Here is an 18288-nt window from a genome sequence, read left to right as displayed (position 1 = left end):
TAGATAAATATTTATAACAACAGCGCCAGTCTTGCTAATTTTTTTATGCCTTTGATGAAAGTATACCAGGCCATATATATGGCCTGGGTTAATGAAAAAAGTACTGAAAAGCGCGCGCTAAAGGAACTAATTTGCGCGCTTCCAGGCTGGTCCGAAAGGAGGACTTGCCCGGTTTTTCTTTTAGCTGTTAAGTATAACGCTGATAATGAAAATATTTGAGAAATTTTAAAAATAGCCTTTGCCTCAATCAAGTACATTAAGTGGTATAATGCACTTGAGGCGGTTAAAACGGTTTTGGTTACTTTTGCACAGTATCCACCCCACTAATAATTAATTAAAATTGTGTAAACTGTTTTACTGCACTATTGCCTGTAAATTTTTATGCTATGATAAAAATGGCAGGGGTGAAACAGTTTGTTCGGAAAAAAAATCAAAAGAAAAATATTATGTTGCAGCATACTACGCCATGAACTGGAACACCTGTTGGGTGAACAAAAAAAATGCGGATATTACCTACGTTGACGCAGCTTTGCATGTGGATCTTGATAAGCTGTCCCAATCCGTAACCGAAAACTTGCGCGAAATAGCCGGAAACAATATCTCTTTGATCATAGGGAATCAATGCCACCCGGAGATGGAGTAAATAGCTGCCGAACATGGTGGGCGGGCAATTCAGGCAAAAATTGCATTGAAATGCTCATGAGATAAAAAATGGCGGAATTGGACGATGAAGCCAAAACTTTTTACCTTACCAGCGGGTGGCTGGAAAACTGGCGCAAGATTTTATGGAAAGGCTGGGTTGGGACGCGGTTGATGCCCGGCAAAATTTTGATTACTATGATCGTATATTGCTTTTGGACACTGGAATTGTATCCATTGACGATATGAATTTACTTGAATCCTGCGACTACGCCCAAGTGCCCGTGGAAACTATACCGGTAAATCTGGACAATTTGCGTAAACTGTTAGAACAACTTTTGAATGGGTGAAACAATTAATGCAAAAAATTAAATGTATGAAGGAACTGGCCTTATTTGCCACCCTTGATTTTACGGAACGGGAAAAAATCGGGGTGCTGGCCGGTAAAAAAGTCTATCGCAAAAACGAAATGATTTTTAGGGAAGGAGATCCCGCGCACACTATCTACTTGATCAAGTATGGCCGGGTCAGGCTGTTCAAAGTTTCAGAAGGCGGCAAGGAAATTACCCTCGATATCCTAAAAGAGGATGATATTTTCGGTGAAAACACTTTTTTTGAAGAAAACGCCCGCCATACCATGAATGCACAGACGATGGAGGACACCTTTATCTGCTCTTGTAATAAAGAACACTTCGCCATTTTGCTGCAAAACCCGCATACTGCCCTGAAAATAATCCAATTGCTGGGGGGTAAATTAAATAATTACACAGATAAGGTAGCCAGCATTGCCTTCCAGGATGTGAAAGGCAGAATTTCGGCCATTCTGCTCAGGCTGGCCGGTGAATACGGAAAAACTTCTCCCGAAGGAACCATAATCGATATCGACCTCACTCACCAGGATATAGCCTCTCTGGTCAACGCCTCGCGGGTCATGGTGACCAATGTTCTGGGCGATTTGAAGCAAGAGGGGGCCATCGCCACCAGGGGACACCAATTTATCCTTTTAAGCAGAGAAAAACTTGCCGGCGGCATCGAAGCCGTGTAACGGGGCTGTTGGTATGATTCAAAAAAAATTATATTGCTTCGGGCATAATCGGGATAAAGAGGAAGTTGACGCCCAAATTAAAAAGATGGTCAGCCGGGTAAATCTGATGCGGGATTTACTATTCGAAATCAAAGCCGGCACTCCCCTCGGCAAAACCGTTAAAATGCTTCTAAACCTGTTTCTCTGTGAAGGCGAGGACGGTATTTTTGATCTAACCGGCATTTCTTGCCACAAGCTCGCCAACTTGATTGGCATCAGCCATTCAGAGCTGCAGGAATCCCTGGAATATTTACAACAACAAGGCATCATTTTATATAAACCAATATTGAGGTAAATAAATTCTAAGTTGCTACTCGTTTGTGGTAACTTTTTATTTTTCTTGTAAAACAGTTTACTTATTTTAATTGCTTATCCAAGTAATATAATGCTTAAGTTTATAAGCTTGCTATAAAAAATCAAAAGGAGGAATTACCTGTATGTCAGTGCGCGAAGCCATTAAAAAACAGATTGTCGGAGCTCTTGATGGAGCGAATTTCCCCATATCCACTCCGGAAGCCTTACTGGCTGCTTTCCCGCAGGGAGCAAACACTACTTGCAAGGCCGGTGATCTCGAGGTTACCGCCGGTGAAGCCGGAAAGCTTTTGACGGCCGGGGATTTTCCGTTCAACAGCGCCGAAGAAGTGGCTGAAACCATTGTTAGCAGGGCCGGGCTTAAATAGTAAAATTAAAGAAAAACTAATGCAAGTTATAAGTGTAAGCGGCCGTCCACGAAACAATAGCTCCGTAGATAAGCTGGTAAAACTCATTCTCGAAAACTTGAATATTGATAGTGCTGAAATAATTTCTCTAAAAGATCTACTGATGATTAACCCTTGCAAAGGCTGTTTTGGTGCCTAAAGACCAATCAATGTATACAAAAGGATGGCTGGACTTCCATTGAAGAAATGATTAGACAAGCTGATGTGATAGCACTCGGTGTCCCTGCTTATTATGGTGCAGCCTTTGGCATCAATGCCTTACACATAACTTCTTGGAAAGATGGTTTGCGTTTAGGCACCAGGTGTGGTTTAAATGAAAATATGCGGGTAATTATGCGTGCCTGTGTTTCCGATTTTAGGGAAATGACACCCCATGGTATGGATAATTTTTGCTGTGGCGGTGGTTCGGGAATCCTGTTCGATGTTCCTGAAATGTACCAGCGCCGAATACAGCTTAGCCAGAAATAAGCCGACCAGGTTCGGGCCACTGGTGTAAGCAAAGATGGTAATGGTATACTTTGTGCACCGTGTTCCATCTGTAAAGCTCAGCTTTATCCCATGGTGGAGGAGCATGAACTAGGTGTTGAAGTTAAAGGCTTGATTGACCTCGTAGGCAAGGCTCTGGTTTGGAAATAATTTAATAAATAATTACATTTTTCTTTTAATTTGAAAGACAGCCGGTTTTCTGTTTTAAGACAGCCGGCTAAATTTGTTTATTTAAGGAAAGTTTAATCTTGATAATCCCGGTGAGTAAACCTACATAATCTGCCTAAACACCCTGACTCCAAATATGGCTGCGGATTTTGCCTCTTTTTGATATAGTATTGTTTAATAAGTAAAAAAATAGAACGCCGGTCAGGAATGGGCAGTGGGTATTGCAAATGTATGGAAAAGATTTTTTTTCGCAGGTTCCGGAAAACTTTTTTTCTATATTTAGCCGCAACCTGAAAGAAATTTATGTGGATTTGATATTTTTGGTTTACCAGGAGTATAATAAGCGAATTTATACCCTATCCCGGGATCATATCATCGAATTATTCACGGAATACCTGGAGAGTGTGGGAGAGCAAGCCTGGCAGATTGAAGAAGAGGGCTCCCCGGAAGAAACGGGAAAAAACGCCCGCGAGCAGGCTTTTCAATATTTGCGCAGGCTGGTGGACACAGGCTGGCTGAACCTGGAGCCGGAACTTGATTACACTTTTAGAATATCCATCCCTGATTACGCCATTGTTATGCTGGAGGCGATGAATAAAATCCGCACGGGCTACCGGGTGGAGTTTAAAGGAAGGATACTCAGCATTTACCAGAACCTTACCGGCAGTGAAGGTTTTTCTTATGTAGCCCTGCAGCAAGCTTATGAGTCTACGCAAGAGTTAATTGACGGCTTGAAGAGCTTAAACCACAGCATTAAAAATTATACCGAGAAACTCCTGGAAGCAGAAGATGTGCGCGCTATCCTGAGTCAAATTTTTGATGTGTATCAAACCAAGGTCCTTGGCGAGCAATACTACAGGCTCAAAACTTCGGAGCATATATCCAAATACCGCGTTGGTATTTTAAAGCGCGTCAGGGAGTGGCGTTCCGATAGAAACGAGATCGCCAGGCAGGCCGGTATTATGGTGCAGGAAAAACGGGCACCGGACACGGGAGCAGCCGAAAATCTTTTATATGAATGGACTGAGTATATAGATACTTCCTTTGGCCAGGAGATGGACAGGCTGCTTAGTGAAATTGACCGGCGCAATGCCAGGTATGCCAGGTCAGCGGCTGATCGCCTCAGGTTTAAGTTGCACCAGGGCCGGGGAGCCGGTCAGCATATCTATACGGTACTGGCTTACCTGGGTAAATTAGCTAAGGAGCACGGCGAGAAAACTTTGGTTCCCGGGGAAATTACCCGTTCCATTGCTCTTTTCCCCCAGGTGACAGTAGATAACCACAGCCTGAGAAAGCCTCCGGCGGCGCGGCAGACCCATAAACCCCAGCCGCTCCGCGCTGTCTCCGTGCCGGAGGAGGTGCGTAGAAAACAGCTTCGACAATTTGGCTCAAGGGTGGCAGAAGAAGTTACGGTGGAGCAGGTAAATAATTATGTAGACAATATTTTGGGTGAAAATGACAGTTGCCCCATTGAACAGGTGCCCCTCAACAGCCGTAACCAGTGGATTAAACTAATTTATATTATCCTTTTTAGCCAGTCGCCCGTGGCAAATTACCGCCTGGAAGGGGAAAGAGGCGAAACAGTTACCCTCAAGGAAGGGGCAATTGAGGTGCCAAACCTGGTTATCAGAAGGAAGGGGAGCAAACGTTGAGTTGGTACCAGGAGTATGAGGAGTTTTCAAATAAGGATAAGGACACTTTCAGTAAAGCGGCAAATTTATTGCTCAGCCAGAACTTTTTGGTATATGAACGGGAAGAAGACCGTGTATTTTACCGTTTTGTTGAGCGTTATCTTGATATTTTCAGCGAATATTTTTCCCTCTCCGGCTGGGATTTGAACCATAACAAACGTTTTTCCGTGCTGCAGTTATACAACCGCTATGGCAGGAACCGGTACCACTTTACCCTGCAGGAAACAATATTTTTATTTATTCTCAGGCTGCTTTATGATGAAAAACAAAATGCTTTGCGGTTGACCCGGGAGGTACTGATATCAGGTGAAGATATCCAGGGAAAATATATGGCCCTGGAGATCAAAAACCGTTTACCGGCCAGGGATGACCTGGAAAAGGCATTAAAACTTTTCAGTAACTTTTCCATTTTGGACTTAAAACGCGGGCAGTGGAAGGACCCTGATGCGGTATATCTATTATACCCTACGATCCTTTTAGTTGTAGATGTGCCCAGCGTTGAAAGATTGGCGGATTGGATCAGGGCAGGCGAGTCAAAGGGGGACAAAGAGGATGCTCTTGACCGGGATAAAGCTGATTAATTGGCATTACTTTACTAACGAATATATTCCAATCGCAGGCAGCGCCCTAATCACCGGTAACAATAAAGCAGGCAAGTCAACGCTGATTGACGCCTTACAAGTAGTTCTTGTCTCCAATATGAAAAAGGTTCTGTTCAATTCCGCTGCATTTGATGAAAAGACAGCCAGGGACCTTAAAGGTTATTTGCGGGGCAGGACCGGCACGGAAGGCAAGTATACCTATTTAAGAGGAAATGATGAGGATTTTTCAAGCTATATAGTACTTGAATTTACCCGTACCTCTACCAAACAATCTTGCTTAATCGGCGCGGTATTTGACTATTATTGCGACTCTGGTGAAGAGGAACATGTTTTTTTTAAAATTGAAGATTGCCGGCTGGGGGATAAGTTGTTTTTACAGGACGGGTACCCGCGCAACAGAGAGCAGTTTATCCGCTATATCAGGGCTAAGGGCCTTAATTTCCGCCAGTACCGCAATGACCTGGAGGGCTACAGAAACGATCTGCGCCAGCTGTTTGGCGGGATCAAGGAGTCGTTTTTTTCACTTTTTGTCAAAGGTATTTCTTTTAAGCCTATTACCAACTTGAGGACGTTTATCTATGGCTACATTTTGGATGAACGGCCTGTGGATGTGGATACCATGCGGGATTATGCTGAAAGATACCGCCAAATGGAAAACCAGCTTTTAAACACCGGGGCGGAGATTATGGCCTTGGAGGAACTGTGTCGGGAATACGGGAAGGTTGAGCACTTCAGACGTCAGGAAACAGTTGGCCGGTATATGCTGTACAGGGGTAATTATGAGCAAAAAGTGCGGGAGTTGGACGAGGCGCTGCAGCAATATCAAAAATCAAAGGACCGGCTGCAGTGGTTGTTGGGTGAGCTGGGCACGATTGAAGCCAAGTATAAAAAGTTAAATGCTGAAAAGGAACAACTGATCGAAAAAATTAATGGCATAGCGGTAATGCAGCAGGAAAACAAATTAAAGCAGAATATCGCAGCTATAACAGAAAAGATGGCGGAGTTGGAGGAAAAACAGCGCAACCTGCTGCAGCAGGTTAAAACAGATATACGGGACAGGGAAAAACTGATTGAGGTTTTAGACCTGCTAAAGGCGCCCGCCAGTTTAATTGAATCCCTTAAACAAGATGACCGGGCCTGGAGAATGTTCCTGGACGCGGGATTATTCCCTGCAGAAACGGACAAGCTTACCCGCTCCTGGAATGAAAGCATGAAATGGCTCATCATACAGGTGTCAGAACTTAAAAAACAGCGGGAAACAGTGCAAAGGCAGGCCCGGGAGCTGGCGCTGGCGATTAAAAACCTTGAAAAAAACCGGGTGCTGAACTCTACTTCTGCCACGATGAAATTGAAAAAATTATTGGAGGAGCATCTTGCGCAGGAAGCTGGCCAGGGCTGTGTGCCGGTGGATATTTTTTGCGAGGCCATCGATATCTGTGACCGGCGCTGGCAGAATGCCATAGAGGGCTATCTTTCCACCCAGAAGTTTGATCTTCTGGTACCGCCGGGATATTTCGACCAGGCGTTGAGTATTTACGAGCGCTATAAATTCACCCACGGTATGGAAAATGTAGGCCTGGTAAATACCGATAAGCTGGTCAAGGAGGTCAGGCCTCCGCTTGCAGGAAGTCTTGCCGAGGAAATCATAGCCGAAAAAGATTATATTCGCGCTTACGCCAACTGGCTTTTGGGCGGGGTGATGAAATGCTTGTCGGAGAAGGAGTTGAAACAATACAAACGGGCTATCACCGATACCTGTATGCTGTACCAAAATTATACAGCCCGCCAAATTCCCCAAAAACGTTATGAGGTGCCTTACATAGGCGCGCAGGCTGTGAAATTACAGCTTGCCGGGAAACGGGAAGAATTAAAAAAATGCCAGGGCGAGTTATCCCTGTTAAACGAAAAAATAGAGAAAAGTGAAGGGGTACTAAATCTAAACAGCGACAAACATTACCTTTACCGGCAATGGCAAAAGGATTTCGCACAGTGCAAGGATTTGGACAGACTGGCCTGGGAACTGGTGCAGGCAAAACAGGAATTGCTGCACCTGGACCGTTCAGAGCTGGAAATGTTGGAAAAGGCGAGAGCAGGTAAAGAAATCGAGCTCAGGCAGTGCGAAAAGGAAATTGCTAATTTAAACACAGAAAAAGGACAGGTACAAGCAAAACTGGAATTATCTGAACAACAGCTGCAGCAACTTGCCGGTGAAAAAGATGCTTGTTATCAAAAGTATCTTGAAAACCTGGATGTAATTTCGGAAGAATTAAAGGAAACTTGCCAGGCTAAATGGGAGCGGGAAAGCCAACAGCGCATGCCTGTGGAATTGGCAAATAATTACTATAGAAATATCCAGGGCTTGGAAACCAAGATCAAAAATAAAATGGATCAAGTGGTAAACATCAGGCATGAATTTAATAAGAAATTTGATTTTTTAGCGGATGTAACAGCTATAGATAACCAAAAATATGCTGAAAGGATGCACTTTTTAAAGGAAATTCACCTGCCTGAGTACAGTAAAAAGGCAGGTGAAGCACGGAAAAAGGCGGAGCAGGCTTTAAAGGAACATTTCCTGTCCCGCTTGCATGAAGCCATCAGGCTGGCCCATGAAGAAATAGATGAACTAAACTTTGCGCTGCAGGATTTGAAATTCGGCAGTTATTCCTACCGGTTCAGCCTGACCCCCAAGCCGGAACTGCGAGAGTTTTACGAAATGATCGAGGGATATCAGCTAGGCTCAACAGAGCTGCTTTTTAGTACGGTGTTCCAGGAACTATACGGTGATAGTTTCAGCCGTCTTTTTGAAGAGATTACTTCCAGCAGCCGGCAGGATAAATTGCAGGAGCTTACCGATTACCGCTCGTACCTTGATTTTGACATTATCATTACCGATGAACAGGGAAACAAAAGCTATTTCTCCAAGGTGTCCCGAACCGAGTCGGGAGGGGGCGCACAGATTCCTTTTTACGTTGCGATTTTAGCTTCTTTTTACCAGGTCTACCACCTTTATCGTAAAAAAGAAGATACACTGCGCCTGGTGGTTTTTGACGAAGCCTTTAACCGGATGGATGCCGACAACGTTGAGGAATGCATGCGTTTTATCCGCAAATTAGGTTTCCAGGTGCTCATCGTTGAACCGACCGGTAAAATCCAGCTGGTAGTACCATTTGTCAATACCAATATAATTGTGATGAGAGAAGGCTTCAACAGTTTTGTGGAGCGCGTTACCTGTAAGGAGATAGAGCAATGGGTTGAGCTGGAACAACAACAGGCACTGACAGCCGCTAACGGTTTAAGCCGGGGAGAAATGATATCTTGAAGCAATAATCAATCCGGTTCCCATATTGCACCTTTGCATGCTGCGATATATAATGTGATGTACAGTATTGCCACAATCAGGATGTGGTTTTTTTCAGTGAATTGGTCAGTATATGCTCGTGTTATGTTCAAGGAGGGTTCTGACATGCAAGAAACTCCTAATAAGTTATATACTTATGAGGATTACTTAAAAATTAATGACGACAACCAGTATGAGCTAATCGGGGGTGAACTAATTTTGGTTCCAGCACCGAAGACCATCCACCAACGGGTTAAAGGCCGATTGGTTTGGTTTATTACAAATTTTGTTCGTAATAATAATTTAGGCGAGGTTTATGACGCTCCCACCGATGTTGTTCTAAGTGCAACAGAAAAACCACAGCCTGACATACTCTTTATTTCCGCCAATCGTTTGAATATTATTACCGAAGATAACATTAAAGGTGCGCCGGATTTAGTAGTTGAAATATTGTCACCGTCGACAGCCAGCCGGGATAAGGTAGAAAAAAGCAGGCTTTACTATAAGTATGGGGTTAAGGAATACTGGATCGTAGACCCGGATGCCGGAATAGTGCAGGTATTTGCCCCCGGCGAAAAGAAATGGATTTTGCACGAAGCGTACCGCGGCGATGAAATTTTGGAATCCCCGCTGTTGTCGGGGCTGCAAATTAATTTAAAAGAAGTATTTTTATAATATAATGAAATACCAAAGTGAAGCAGGATTTACTCAAAAGAACCGCCGGTTGAGGTTTTTCAGGCCCGACCGGCGGTTCTTTTTTTAAAATTTTTAACTAGTCTGATAGTTGGTATTGACAAAGCAACAATGCGTGATAGTATAAAGGTAGACATGTATATACGTGTAAAGACATAACGTGGAGCATTTGTAAGGGGGAGTTTTGCATTGATCATTATCGGGGAAAAAATCAATGGAACCATTCCGAGCGTAAAAAAAGCAATAGCAGAGAAAGACGAAGAGTTCATACGCAATCTGGCTGTCAAGCAGGTTGAAGCCGGTGCCGATTACATCGACGTGTGTGCCGGCACTGCGCCGGAGGTTGAGGCTGATACTTTAAAATGGCTGATGGACATAGTTCAGGGCGCAGTTGATAAACCATTATGTATTGACAGCCCCAACCCCAGAATTATTGAACAGGTTTTTAAGTATGCCCAAAAACCCGGTATCATCAATTCGGTGTCTGAAGAAGGTGATAAATGTGAAGTCATTTACCCCATGATTAAGGGCACGGAATGGCAGGTTATTGCCTTGACCTGTGACAGTAAAGGTATTCCGTCCGATGTCCAAACCAGGGTTGAAATTACCAAAATCATGGTTGAAAAAGCCAAGAAGTATGACATCACTCCGGAGCGGATCCACATTGACCCGCTGGTGATGGCGTTGTCAGCGGACAACCGGTCCCTGTTAAACTTTATTGACACATTAAAAACTGTAAAAGCTATTTACCCCACCATTAAAGTAACCTCGGGATTAAGTAACATTTCTTTTGGCATGCCTTTAAGAAAAATAGTCAACCAGCACTTCTTAACCATTGCAGTTTATGCTGGAATGGATTCAGCCATCCTGGATCCCTGCAACAGGGATATATTAACAACTCTGCTGGCAACTGAAGCGTTGCTTGGGCGCGACAGGTATTGCCGCAATTTCTCCAACGCCTACCGGAAAAATAAAATTGGCCCGGACAGAAGTATGGAGCAATAAAGTTATTTTTTCTGTAACCTGTATACACAGGTATGTACCGTACGTCAGGTAGACTTTAATAAAACAAGAACTGTTATTTTGCCGTGACGCACGCAAAATATTTTAGGCAGGGGGGTAATAAACAGCAAAAGAAAACAAAAACCGGCAAGTGCATACAACTTATCCAACAACTATAAATTAAAAGGAGGACTATTAATGTTGGACTTGCAAGAATTGACCAATGCAGTAGGAAACCTGGACGAACCAAAAGTATTGGGAATGTTGAAAAACTTTGTGGCTGCCAACCCCGGCATCGAAGAAACCACGGCGGTGGTAAACGCCTGCCAGCAAGGTATGACCATAGTTGGCGACCTGTTTGATAAAAAAGAGTATTTTGTCGGGGATTTAATATTTGCCGGGGAATTACTTACTTCTGCAATTGATATTTTAAAGCCGGCCATGGGTAAGGAAAGCTCTGCCAAGGTCGGAAAAATCGTTCTTGCCACGGTTGAAGGAGATTTACACGACATCGGGAAAAATATTTTCAAGAGTATGTCGGAAGCAGCCGGCTTTGAAGTTTATGACCTTGGCATAGATACGCCGGCCAGTGCTTTTGTGGAAAAAGTAAAGGAAGTTAAACCTGACATTGTGGGCATGAGCGGCGTGCTGACCCTGGCTTTGGATTCCATGAAAAACACAGTTGATGCACTCAAAGAGGCTGGATTGCGTGACAGCGTCAAAGTGATTATCGGCGGGAACCCTGTTACCGAGCAGGCGTGTCAGATGATTGGCGCAGATGCGTTTACGACCAACGCTGCTGAAGGCGTTAAATTATGTCAAGGGTGGGTGAAATAACATGGCTGATGCAAAGGCGCTGGCACAGGAAAGAACCCAATTGTTTCATGACATTATTGACGGCAGGATCCCCAAAAGAGTCCCCGTATTTGTAGGCTTTCCCGTTGAGTTTGCCATTCAATATGCGGGCAAAGACCTGGTGGAAGCCCAATGGGACACTTCTCAACTGGAAGAGATATTTGATAAGGTATGCCGGGACTTTTACTCGGATTTGCTTCCGGTAAATGCCTTTAGATTTCCTTCTTTTTATAGAATTTTGGGAGCAAGAAACTTTGTCATGGGCTCCAATGGTTTCTTGCAGCACCCTGAAGTTGAAGGCCTGCTGCAGGAAGAATACGATGATTTCATTGCCAACCCCTATAACTGCATCATAGAAAAAATACTGCCGCGCCTGTATACCGAACTGGATACGGATGCAAGCACTAAAGCATTGACTCTGGCCAAAGCCTTCAAAGCTTTTCAGGATGAGATGGGCAATGCGATAATGATTTATGGAAAGTTGACTGAAAAATACGGTTACGGTGACACCAACTTTTTTGCAGGATTTACTGAGGCGCCTCTGGATTTCGTGGCTGACCAGCTCAGGGGCTTTAAAGGGATTTCCACTGATATGAGGAGGGTTCCCGACAAAGTGGAAGCAGCTGCTGAAGCTGCAACTCCGCTGATGATTAAAGCCGGACTGCACCCGATTCCGCCATCAAAATACAACGCCACCTTTATTCCACTGCATATGGCACCATTTATGCGCACCAGTGATTTTGAAAGATTCTACTGGCCGTCATTTAAAAAGCTGGTGGAAGCGCTGGCGGAAGCCGGACATCCCTCACATCTTTTTGTTGAGCAGGACTGGATGCGCTATCTGGATTACTTATATGAATTGCCGGAAAATACTGTCATGCGCTTTGAATATGGAGATCCCAAACTGGTTAAAGAAAAACTTGGCCAAAAACATATTATTTCCGGTTTCTACCCGATTTCGCTGTTAAAAACCGGCACCAAACAGCAGTGCATTGATAAGGCTAGAGAACTAATAGACATCCTGGCACCGGGCGGCAGGTATTATTTTGACTTTGATAAGGCTCCGGTTACATTGGATAGCGTTAACGTGGAAAACACACGCGCCGTGTTGGAGTTTGTGGCCACAAATGCAAATTACTAGGGGGGTTGGTTATGAATACAAAATATTATAAGACCTGGGAGCAGTATTTGGCGGAGCACCCTGAGATTGATGAAAAGCAGGCCAAGGCAATGGCTCCCAAAATGCAAGGCTACGAAGATATGATGTTTTCGTTTATTATGTTTCTTTTAATGTAGTGATCGTGTACAGAAAAGCACAGCGGGATATAATTTCCCGAAATAGTACAGAGAGAGCCCTCGTCTCTTTCTGTACTATTTTTCTTCAGCTAAATATCAACTGATTTAAAAACTTGATTTTATTTTAAAAATTTACGCCAAAGGATTGAATTATCTATGAACGATAGCAAAAAGCCGCCGCTTTCGCCATACCGCTGGGTGATCCTGGCTATCGTGTGGCTTGCCATGAGCAGTGCGATCGCTGCACAATTCCAGGTGGCAGCTCTGGCGTATCAGATTATCCCTGCATTCAAACTAACCTCCGGACAGTATGGTATCGTGCTAACCGCGCCCATGTTGGCCGGTGTAATTTTTAGCTTTGCGGCAGGCGCCCTGGCGGACCGGTGGGGAGTTAAAAGAATTGTAGCGGTGGGGTTTGTTTTTTCTATAGCAGGAGCATTTTTCCGGTATGTTGCCCACGACTTCTTAGAATTGTTTGTTCTGATGTTCCTGGCGGGGCTCTGCCCGGGCTTCTTAAACGCCAACGTTGCAAAGTTGCTGGGAGCATGGTTTCCCAAAGAGCATATGGGTACAGCTACGGGCATCTATTTTTCCGCCAACGGAGTAGGCATGAGTGTTGCTTTAGCCACCACGGCAATGTTTCCTACAACAAAAAGCGCTTTTATTACGGCTGGTTTAGTTATGTTGGCAGTTTGGGTTCTTTGGCTATTATTTATTAAACCCAAACCTGAGGGAGCGCCCGATGTGCCGGTTATGCCTGTGAGCAAGTATATTGGTGTCGCAGCCAGAAGCAAAAATATTTGGCTGGTGGGTGCGGCGTTGATGCTTTATATGGGTTCCTCCATGTCTTTTTCCGGTTTTTTACCCAATGCGCTGCATGATTTGCGCGGGTTCAGCCCGGAGGAGGCCGGCTTTATGACGTCTCTGATCACGTTCGGCACTATTTTCGGCAGCATATTGGGACCCATTCTCTCCAGTCGCATCGGTAAGATGAAACCATTTTTAGCAACTGTAGCGGTGTTGGGAGCAATCGCCGGGTACTTGGCTTGGACTGCGCCGCAAGGGGTTGGTCTGCTGGTGCTGCTGGCCTGTTTCGGCATTATGTTGGGAATGTCTGCGCCGCTGCTGCTGGCATTTCCCATGCTGCTTCCGGAGATCGGTCCCGTTTATGCCGGAAGTGCAGGGGGCATCACCGGCACCCTTCAGGTTATCGGCGCGGTCTGTATTCCATCCTTTATTATTGCCCCGTTGGCCGGCCGGAACTATGACTTGTTCTTCATTCTAGGCAGCTTGTGCTTATTTATGGTTGGCATAGTGGCTTTATTGCTCCCTGAACTTGGCGCAAAATCCCGGGCTGAAGCTGTTGCTGACTTTGCCGAAATCCTGTAATAAAAAGGGGTATTAAAAGAGGGGGGGAACATTTATGTTCCCTCTCCCCCTGGTTAACCTGCCATGCGGTTCAAGCAGGAGCGATAAGTTGACAAATAGATATGCAAACTCTAAGATAAATGTAAGTATATGGTTGTATATACCTCTATATCAGTTTCCCAAAACGTAATGCCGCAGTTATCGCCGTCAATCTTAAATGCAAGTAAAATCTAATACCTTTGCGTTAAAAACGGGGATGATTAAATGAATGAAGTGGTTATTGCCTGCCAAACACTGAGCGATGAATTAGAATTGGCCATGCAAGAGACCGGATGCAGGTTCCCGGTAATATGGGTCGAATCTGATTATCATAATGACCCCAGCCAATTAAGGACCAAACTTCAAGAGGAAATAGACAGCCAGAGGAATATAGATAACATCTTACTGGCTTATGGCTGCTGCGGGAACGGTTTGGTGGGTTTAAGGGCAACGGGGGCTAACTTGATTGCTCCAAGGACGGAAGATTGTATATCCATGGTGCTCAGCCAGCCCGGTGAAAAATTTGAGCGTTTGAAACAGACCTATTTCCTGACCAAAGGTTGGATGGAAGGTTCAAAAAGTATATTTGTGGAATACGACCGCGCGCTAAAACGCTATGGCGAGCAAAGAACCAAAAGACTGTTTGATGTGATGCTTAAGCACTATAACTACTTTATGCTGATCGATACCGGGGCCTATAATCCGGCGGACTGTTTAAGCAAAGCGGAAGGGTTGGCACGAAACACCGGTTTGAAGCTGGTTGTAGCCAAAGGTGACATTTGGTTCCTGAAAAAGCTGTTGACCGGCCCTTATGATCAAGACTTTTGTGTTATCCCAAAGGGCGAGTCGGTGAATATCAGTCATTTTGGATTGGTTCAAAAAGAGCTGTCCCACCAGGTTTTATAGAATAGGTCCAACTTTTATGTCAGGGGTGCGGAGGTGAAGGAATTGAATAAAAAGGAACAGTTGCTAATTAAACATGTGGAACAGTTAAACGAGGAAGAAGTGCTTAAATTATCCGACGAGCTGTTAAAAGAAGGTATGGCACCGCTGCGCCTGCTGGACTTGGTAAATGAAGGCATGAACCGGGTAGGGAAACTATATGAGAGTAAAGACTATTACATTGCAGACTTGATAATGGCCGGGCTAATATTTAAACAAGTGCTGGAATTAGATAAAATGACCGCCCATTTCCGGGTTAAGCATAATAACAAAATAGGCAAAGTTGTTTTAGGCACTGTAACAGGGGACATTCATGACATTGGTAAGGATATTTTTAGAGGTATGTTGGAGGCCAATTGTTTTGAGGTTGTTGACCTTGGGGTGGACGTGCCTAAAGAAGTGTTTTTAAAAAAATGTGAGGAATATCAACCGGATATTTTAGGACTTAGCGGAGTATTAACCAATACCGTCGATACAATGAAAGAGATAGTTGATGTTTTTAAGGAAACCGGGGTCAGGGACAAAGTTAAGATAATTGTCGGCGGTAACCACCTGACAAAAGAAGTCTGCAGGTTTATTGGCGCAGATAACTTTGCTAACGACGCTTCATCCGGCGTTAGAATCTGCAAAAAATGGATGGACGGTATTAATGAAAGCGAACGGAGAGTAATAGATAATGGTTAGTCCGGTTTATCTAAGCATAGTTGAAGACATTAAAAACAAGATAAACGGCGGCGGCTTAAATCCGGGTGATGCTGTACCATCGGAAAAGGCACTATGTGAAGAATATGGCGTTAGCCGGATGACGGTAAGAAAAAGTCTAACCATTTTAGCCAACGAGGGATATATCTATTCCATTCCGGGTAAAGGAAATTTTGTTCAAGAACCTGTATTAAACAAATACACCATTTTCTACGACGAGATGAACAACTCTATTAACAGTGTTGACAAAACAAAATTGTTAGAAGTCAATATCATTATGCCTGATGAAAAGTTGGCCGGTGATTTGCAAATTACCAAAAATAAAAATGTGATTATGATTCGCAGGCTTTTCTACACAGATGGTGTCCCAGTGGCTTATGATGTTAAATATTTGCTCTATCAAAAAGGGATGCCTATTGTAGAGAAGGAAATCGAACATGCTACTTTCCCTGAAATGTTATCCAATAAAGTTTCTCATTTTGCGTTAAAGAAAGAAATACTAATTCATGCCGAGATCCCGGATGAACAGATAAAAAGATACTTAAATATTTACAACGAGCTTGCCCTGCTGGTTGTTGAACAAAAGCTTTACGGCAGTGACAACAAACCGGTGGGACTTGGGATAACTTATTTTCGGGGAGACTATATTAAACTGCAGGGAATTAGTCAATAAGATTTCCAGATGGTTGGATGGGAATTTCAGTGCTGCATCTGATACCGGTGCAGTTTAGTTTTTTTTGAGCTTGGCTGGTAAATTGCATTTCTTAAACATTCTAACTAATTAGGGGGATTTACCTTGCGGAGTTATAAAGTGATATTTCAACCCGGTGGCCTGGAAGTTAAAGTGCAACCAGGCAACACTATTATGGAAGCATTGGAATCGGCCGGCATCAGTGCTGATTTTCCCTGCGGCGGCAGGGGTAAGTGCGGAAAATGCCGGGTTAAGATTTTAGCGGGAGCAGAAGAACCCACCGCCATTGAGCGGGATATCCTGGAGGCACAAGAATTGGCGGAGGGAATTCGTTTGGCTTGCTCAACAAGAATTAATCGTGACATGACCGTACAGTTGCCGAACTATACCCATCAGCATAACATTTTAACCTCGGGAAAAAAAATATTTCAGATTGAGCCGCACCTAAAAAAAATATTGGTTGAAGTAAAAAAGCCGTTGCTGGATAAACAGTATTCAGACTGGCGCCGCCTCAAAGACAGCCTGGAACAGCACGGCTATAACGGCGATGCTTTAGAGGTTCCGGTTTCCCTTGTGCGCCGGTTGCCGGAAACCTTGCGCAAAGCCAATCACCGCATTACAGCGGTTATGTGTGGCAGCCAAATTACGGGCATTGAGGAGCAAGATACCACCGGGACCATGCTGGGCATGGCTTTTGATATAGGGACGACCACCATTGTGGGATATTTGCTGGACCTTTATTCAGGGCAGGAGCTTGGCGTGGTATCGATGCTTAACCCGCAGACCAGATTCGGCGCAGATGTTATCTCCCGAATCGCCTTTGCCAATCAGGAAGAGGACGGGCTTGCCAAACTGCATGCCGCTGTGCTGGAGGCCATCAATAAACTGATCAGGGAAGCGGCGGATCAAGCCGGTGTGGACAAAAGAGACATCTACGGGGTATCCATAGCGGCAAACACCTGTATGCATCACCTCTTCCTTGGCGTCAGCCCCCGGTATATAGCGGTAGCACCATATGTTTCGGCTGTCAGTGAACCTCTGGTGGCAAGTGCCGCGGAACTGAAAATTGATATCAACCAGGCAGGCAAAATATTTGTTTTGCCTAATATCGCGGGATTTGTCGGGGCGGATACCACGGCGGTGCTGTTGGCCACAGAACTGGACCGGAGTGAAGAAGTAAAATTGGTCATTGACATAGGTACAAATGGAGAAATTGTTCTGGGTTCCAGGGATAGAATGGTTGCCTGTTCCGCCGCGGCCGGCCCTGCCTTTGAGGGGGCCCGGATCAGCAGCGGCATGAGGGGGGCTGCCGGGGCCATTGACCATGTTTATTTTAGGGACCGCCTTGAATACTCCGTAATTGGAGGGGGCAGCCCCCTGGGCATTTGCGGTTCTGCTTTGCTTGATACCGTGGCGGGTTTGCTGGAACTGGGTATTATTAATAAGCGGGGAAGGATATTGCCTTTTGAGCAAATTACAAATACCAAAGCGCATGCTTATAAAGATCATCTTTTGGAACACAAAGGTGAACCGGCTTTTTTACTTGCAGACGCCGGTAAAACCGGCCACGGCAGACCGGTTATGATTACCCAGAATGATATCCGGGAGTTCCAATTAGCCAAGGGGGCAATGGCGGCCGGTGTTAAAGTTTTAATGGAAACTTGTGGCATTAAAGCGGGCGACATCAAAGAAGTCCTATTGGCCGGGGCTTTTGGAAATTATTTGACCCCGCACAGCGCCTGTGTGACCGGACTGATACCACTGGAACTGGAAAGCAAAATCAAAATGGTTGGTAATGCAGCGGGTACCGGGTCCAAACAAGCCCTGTTATCCTCAAGGGAGTACCGCAGGGCCGCTGAGATAGCCGGATTTGCCGAGTTTGTTGAATTAGGCAGTTACCCCAAATTCAATAGTATTTTTGCTGAATGCACATATTTTAAGCAATTCCATTGAATAATCCGTAGAAAACCTTTA

The 18288-nt window shown here is 44.7% G+C and carries 18 protein-coding genes and 1 pseudogene; all 19 read left to right on the top strand.

Annotated features, from left to right (window positions below):
- Nucleotides 1–487 precede the first annotated feature (487 nt).
- The 19 genes and pseudogenes from H569_RS23015 (at nucleotide 488) to H569_RS0103785 (ending at nucleotide 18267) form a co-directional block, all read left to right on the top strand.
- Nucleotides 488–643 (top strand): DUF1638 domain-containing protein, encoded by a 156-nt coding sequence (locus H569_RS23015; RefSeq protein WP_238492456.1) that lies wholly within the window; start codon nucleotides 488–490, stop codon nucleotides 641–643.
- A 142-nt stretch (nucleotides 644–785) separates the two neighbouring features.
- Nucleotides 786–989, top strand: a complete 204-nt coding sequence (locus tag H569_RS23010) for a DUF1638 domain-containing protein (protein WP_027363922.1) — start codon at nucleotides 786–788, stop codon at nucleotides 987–989.
- 8 nt (nucleotides 990–997) lie between these two features.
- Nucleotides 998–1684 carry a Crp/Fnr family transcriptional regulator gene (locus H569_RS0103870; RefSeq protein ID WP_027363921.1) on the top strand — a complete coding sequence of 229 codons (687 nt, stop codon included), beginning with the start codon at nucleotides 998–1000 and terminating at the stop codon, nucleotides 1682–1684.
- Between the two features lie 13 nt (nucleotides 1685–1697).
- On the top strand, nucleotides 1698–2018 hold the full coding sequence (locus tag H569_RS0103865) for a hypothetical protein (RefSeq protein WP_027363920.1): 321 nt from the start codon (nucleotides 1698–1700) through the stop codon (nucleotides 2016–2018).
- Between the two features lie 142 nt (nucleotides 2019–2160).
- A complete protein-coding gene (locus H569_RS0103860) occupies nucleotides 2161–2403 on the top strand; it encodes an MTH865 family protein (RefSeq protein ID WP_027363919.1) in 243 nt (80 codons plus the stop codon).
- A 363-nt stretch (nucleotides 2404–2766) separates the two neighbouring features.
- A pseudogene (locus H569_RS21650) lies at nucleotides 2767–3078 on the top strand ((Fe-S)-binding protein); the annotation flags it as partial.
- A gap of 245 nt (nucleotides 3079–3323) precedes the next feature.
- Complete coding sequence (locus H569_RS0103850; protein ID WP_027363917.1) at nucleotides 3324–4748, top strand: Wadjet anti-phage system protein JetA family protein; 1425 nt, start codon at nucleotides 3324–3326, stop codon at nucleotides 4746–4748.
- Nucleotides 4745–5368, top strand: a complete 624-nt coding sequence (locus H569_RS0103845) for a DUF4194 domain-containing protein (RefSeq protein ID WP_027363916.1) — start codon at nucleotides 4745–4747, stop codon at nucleotides 5366–5368. Before H569_RS0103850 ends, H569_RS0103845 begins: the two co-directional genes overlap by 4 nt.
- On the top strand, nucleotides 5340–8708 hold the full coding sequence (locus tag H569_RS0103840) for an ATP-binding protein (protein WP_027363915.1): 3369 nt from the start codon (nucleotides 5340–5342) through the stop codon (nucleotides 8706–8708). The genes H569_RS0103845 and H569_RS0103840 overlap by 29 nt, the downstream gene beginning before the upstream one ends.
- 144 nt (nucleotides 8709–8852) lie before the next feature.
- Nucleotides 8853–9401 carry a Uma2 family endonuclease gene (locus tag H569_RS0103830; RefSeq protein ID WP_027363914.1) on the top strand — a complete coding sequence of 183 codons (549 nt, stop codon included), beginning with the start codon at nucleotides 8853–8855 and terminating at the stop codon, nucleotides 9399–9401.
- Nucleotides 9402–9608: 207 nt separating this feature from the next.
- Nucleotides 9609–10424 (top strand): methyltetrahydrofolate cobalamin methyltransferase, encoded by an 816-nt coding sequence (locus H569_RS0103825; RefSeq protein WP_027363913.1) that lies wholly within the window; start codon nucleotides 9609–9611, stop codon nucleotides 10422–10424.
- A gap of 195 nt (nucleotides 10425–10619) precedes the next feature.
- On the top strand, nucleotides 10620–11258 hold the full coding sequence (locus H569_RS0103820) for a cobalamin B12-binding domain-containing protein (protein ID WP_027363912.1): 639 nt from the start codon (nucleotides 10620–10622) through the stop codon (nucleotides 11256–11258).
- Between the two features lies 1 nt (nucleotide 11259).
- A complete protein-coding gene (locus H569_RS0103815; RefSeq protein WP_027363911.1) occupies nucleotides 11260–12417 on the top strand; it encodes a uroporphyrinogen decarboxylase/cobalamine-independent methonine synthase family protein in 1158 nt (385 codons plus the stop codon).
- Between the two features lie 11 nt (nucleotides 12418–12428).
- A complete protein-coding gene (locus tag H569_RS22700) occupies nucleotides 12429–12572 on the top strand; it encodes a hypothetical protein (RefSeq protein ID WP_169726445.1) in 144 nt (47 codons plus the stop codon).
- Nucleotides 12573–12728: 156 nt separating this feature from the next.
- Nucleotides 12729–13961, top strand: a complete 1233-nt coding sequence (locus H569_RS0103805; protein WP_027363910.1) for an MFS transporter — start codon at nucleotides 12729–12731, stop codon at nucleotides 13959–13961.
- 243 nt (nucleotides 13962–14204) lie between these two features.
- On the top strand, nucleotides 14205–14885 hold the full coding sequence (locus H569_RS0103800) for a DUF1638 domain-containing protein (RefSeq protein ID WP_027363909.1): 681 nt from the start codon (nucleotides 14205–14207) through the stop codon (nucleotides 14883–14885).
- A 33-nt stretch (nucleotides 14886–14918) separates the two neighbouring features.
- Entirely contained in the window at nucleotides 14919–15605 is a 687-nt protein-coding gene (locus tag H569_RS0103795; RefSeq protein WP_027363908.1) for a cobalamin B12-binding domain-containing protein, read from the top strand.
- The gene (locus H569_RS0103790) at nucleotides 15598–16296 is read left to right on the top strand and encodes a GntR family transcriptional regulator (RefSeq protein WP_027363907.1); all 699 of its coding nucleotides are present in this window, start codon (nucleotides 15598–15600) and stop codon (nucleotides 16294–16296) included. The genes H569_RS0103795 and H569_RS0103790 overlap by 8 nt, the downstream gene beginning before the upstream one ends.
- Before the next feature lie 123 nt (nucleotides 16297–16419).
- Entirely contained in the window at nucleotides 16420–18267 is a 1848-nt protein-coding gene (locus H569_RS0103785) for an ASKHA domain-containing protein (RefSeq protein ID WP_027363906.1), read from the top strand.
- Nucleotides 18268–18288: the final 21 nt, after the last annotated feature.

Source organism: Desulfotruncus alcoholivorax DSM 16058 (assembly GCF_000430885.1).
Lineage (GTDB): Bacteria > Bacillota > Desulfotomaculia > Desulfotomaculales > Desulfallaceae > Desulfotruncus > Desulfotruncus alcoholivorax.
The sequence above is the reverse complement of the archived record's forward strand: the minus strand, read 5'-3'. Positions and strand labels throughout refer to the sequence as shown.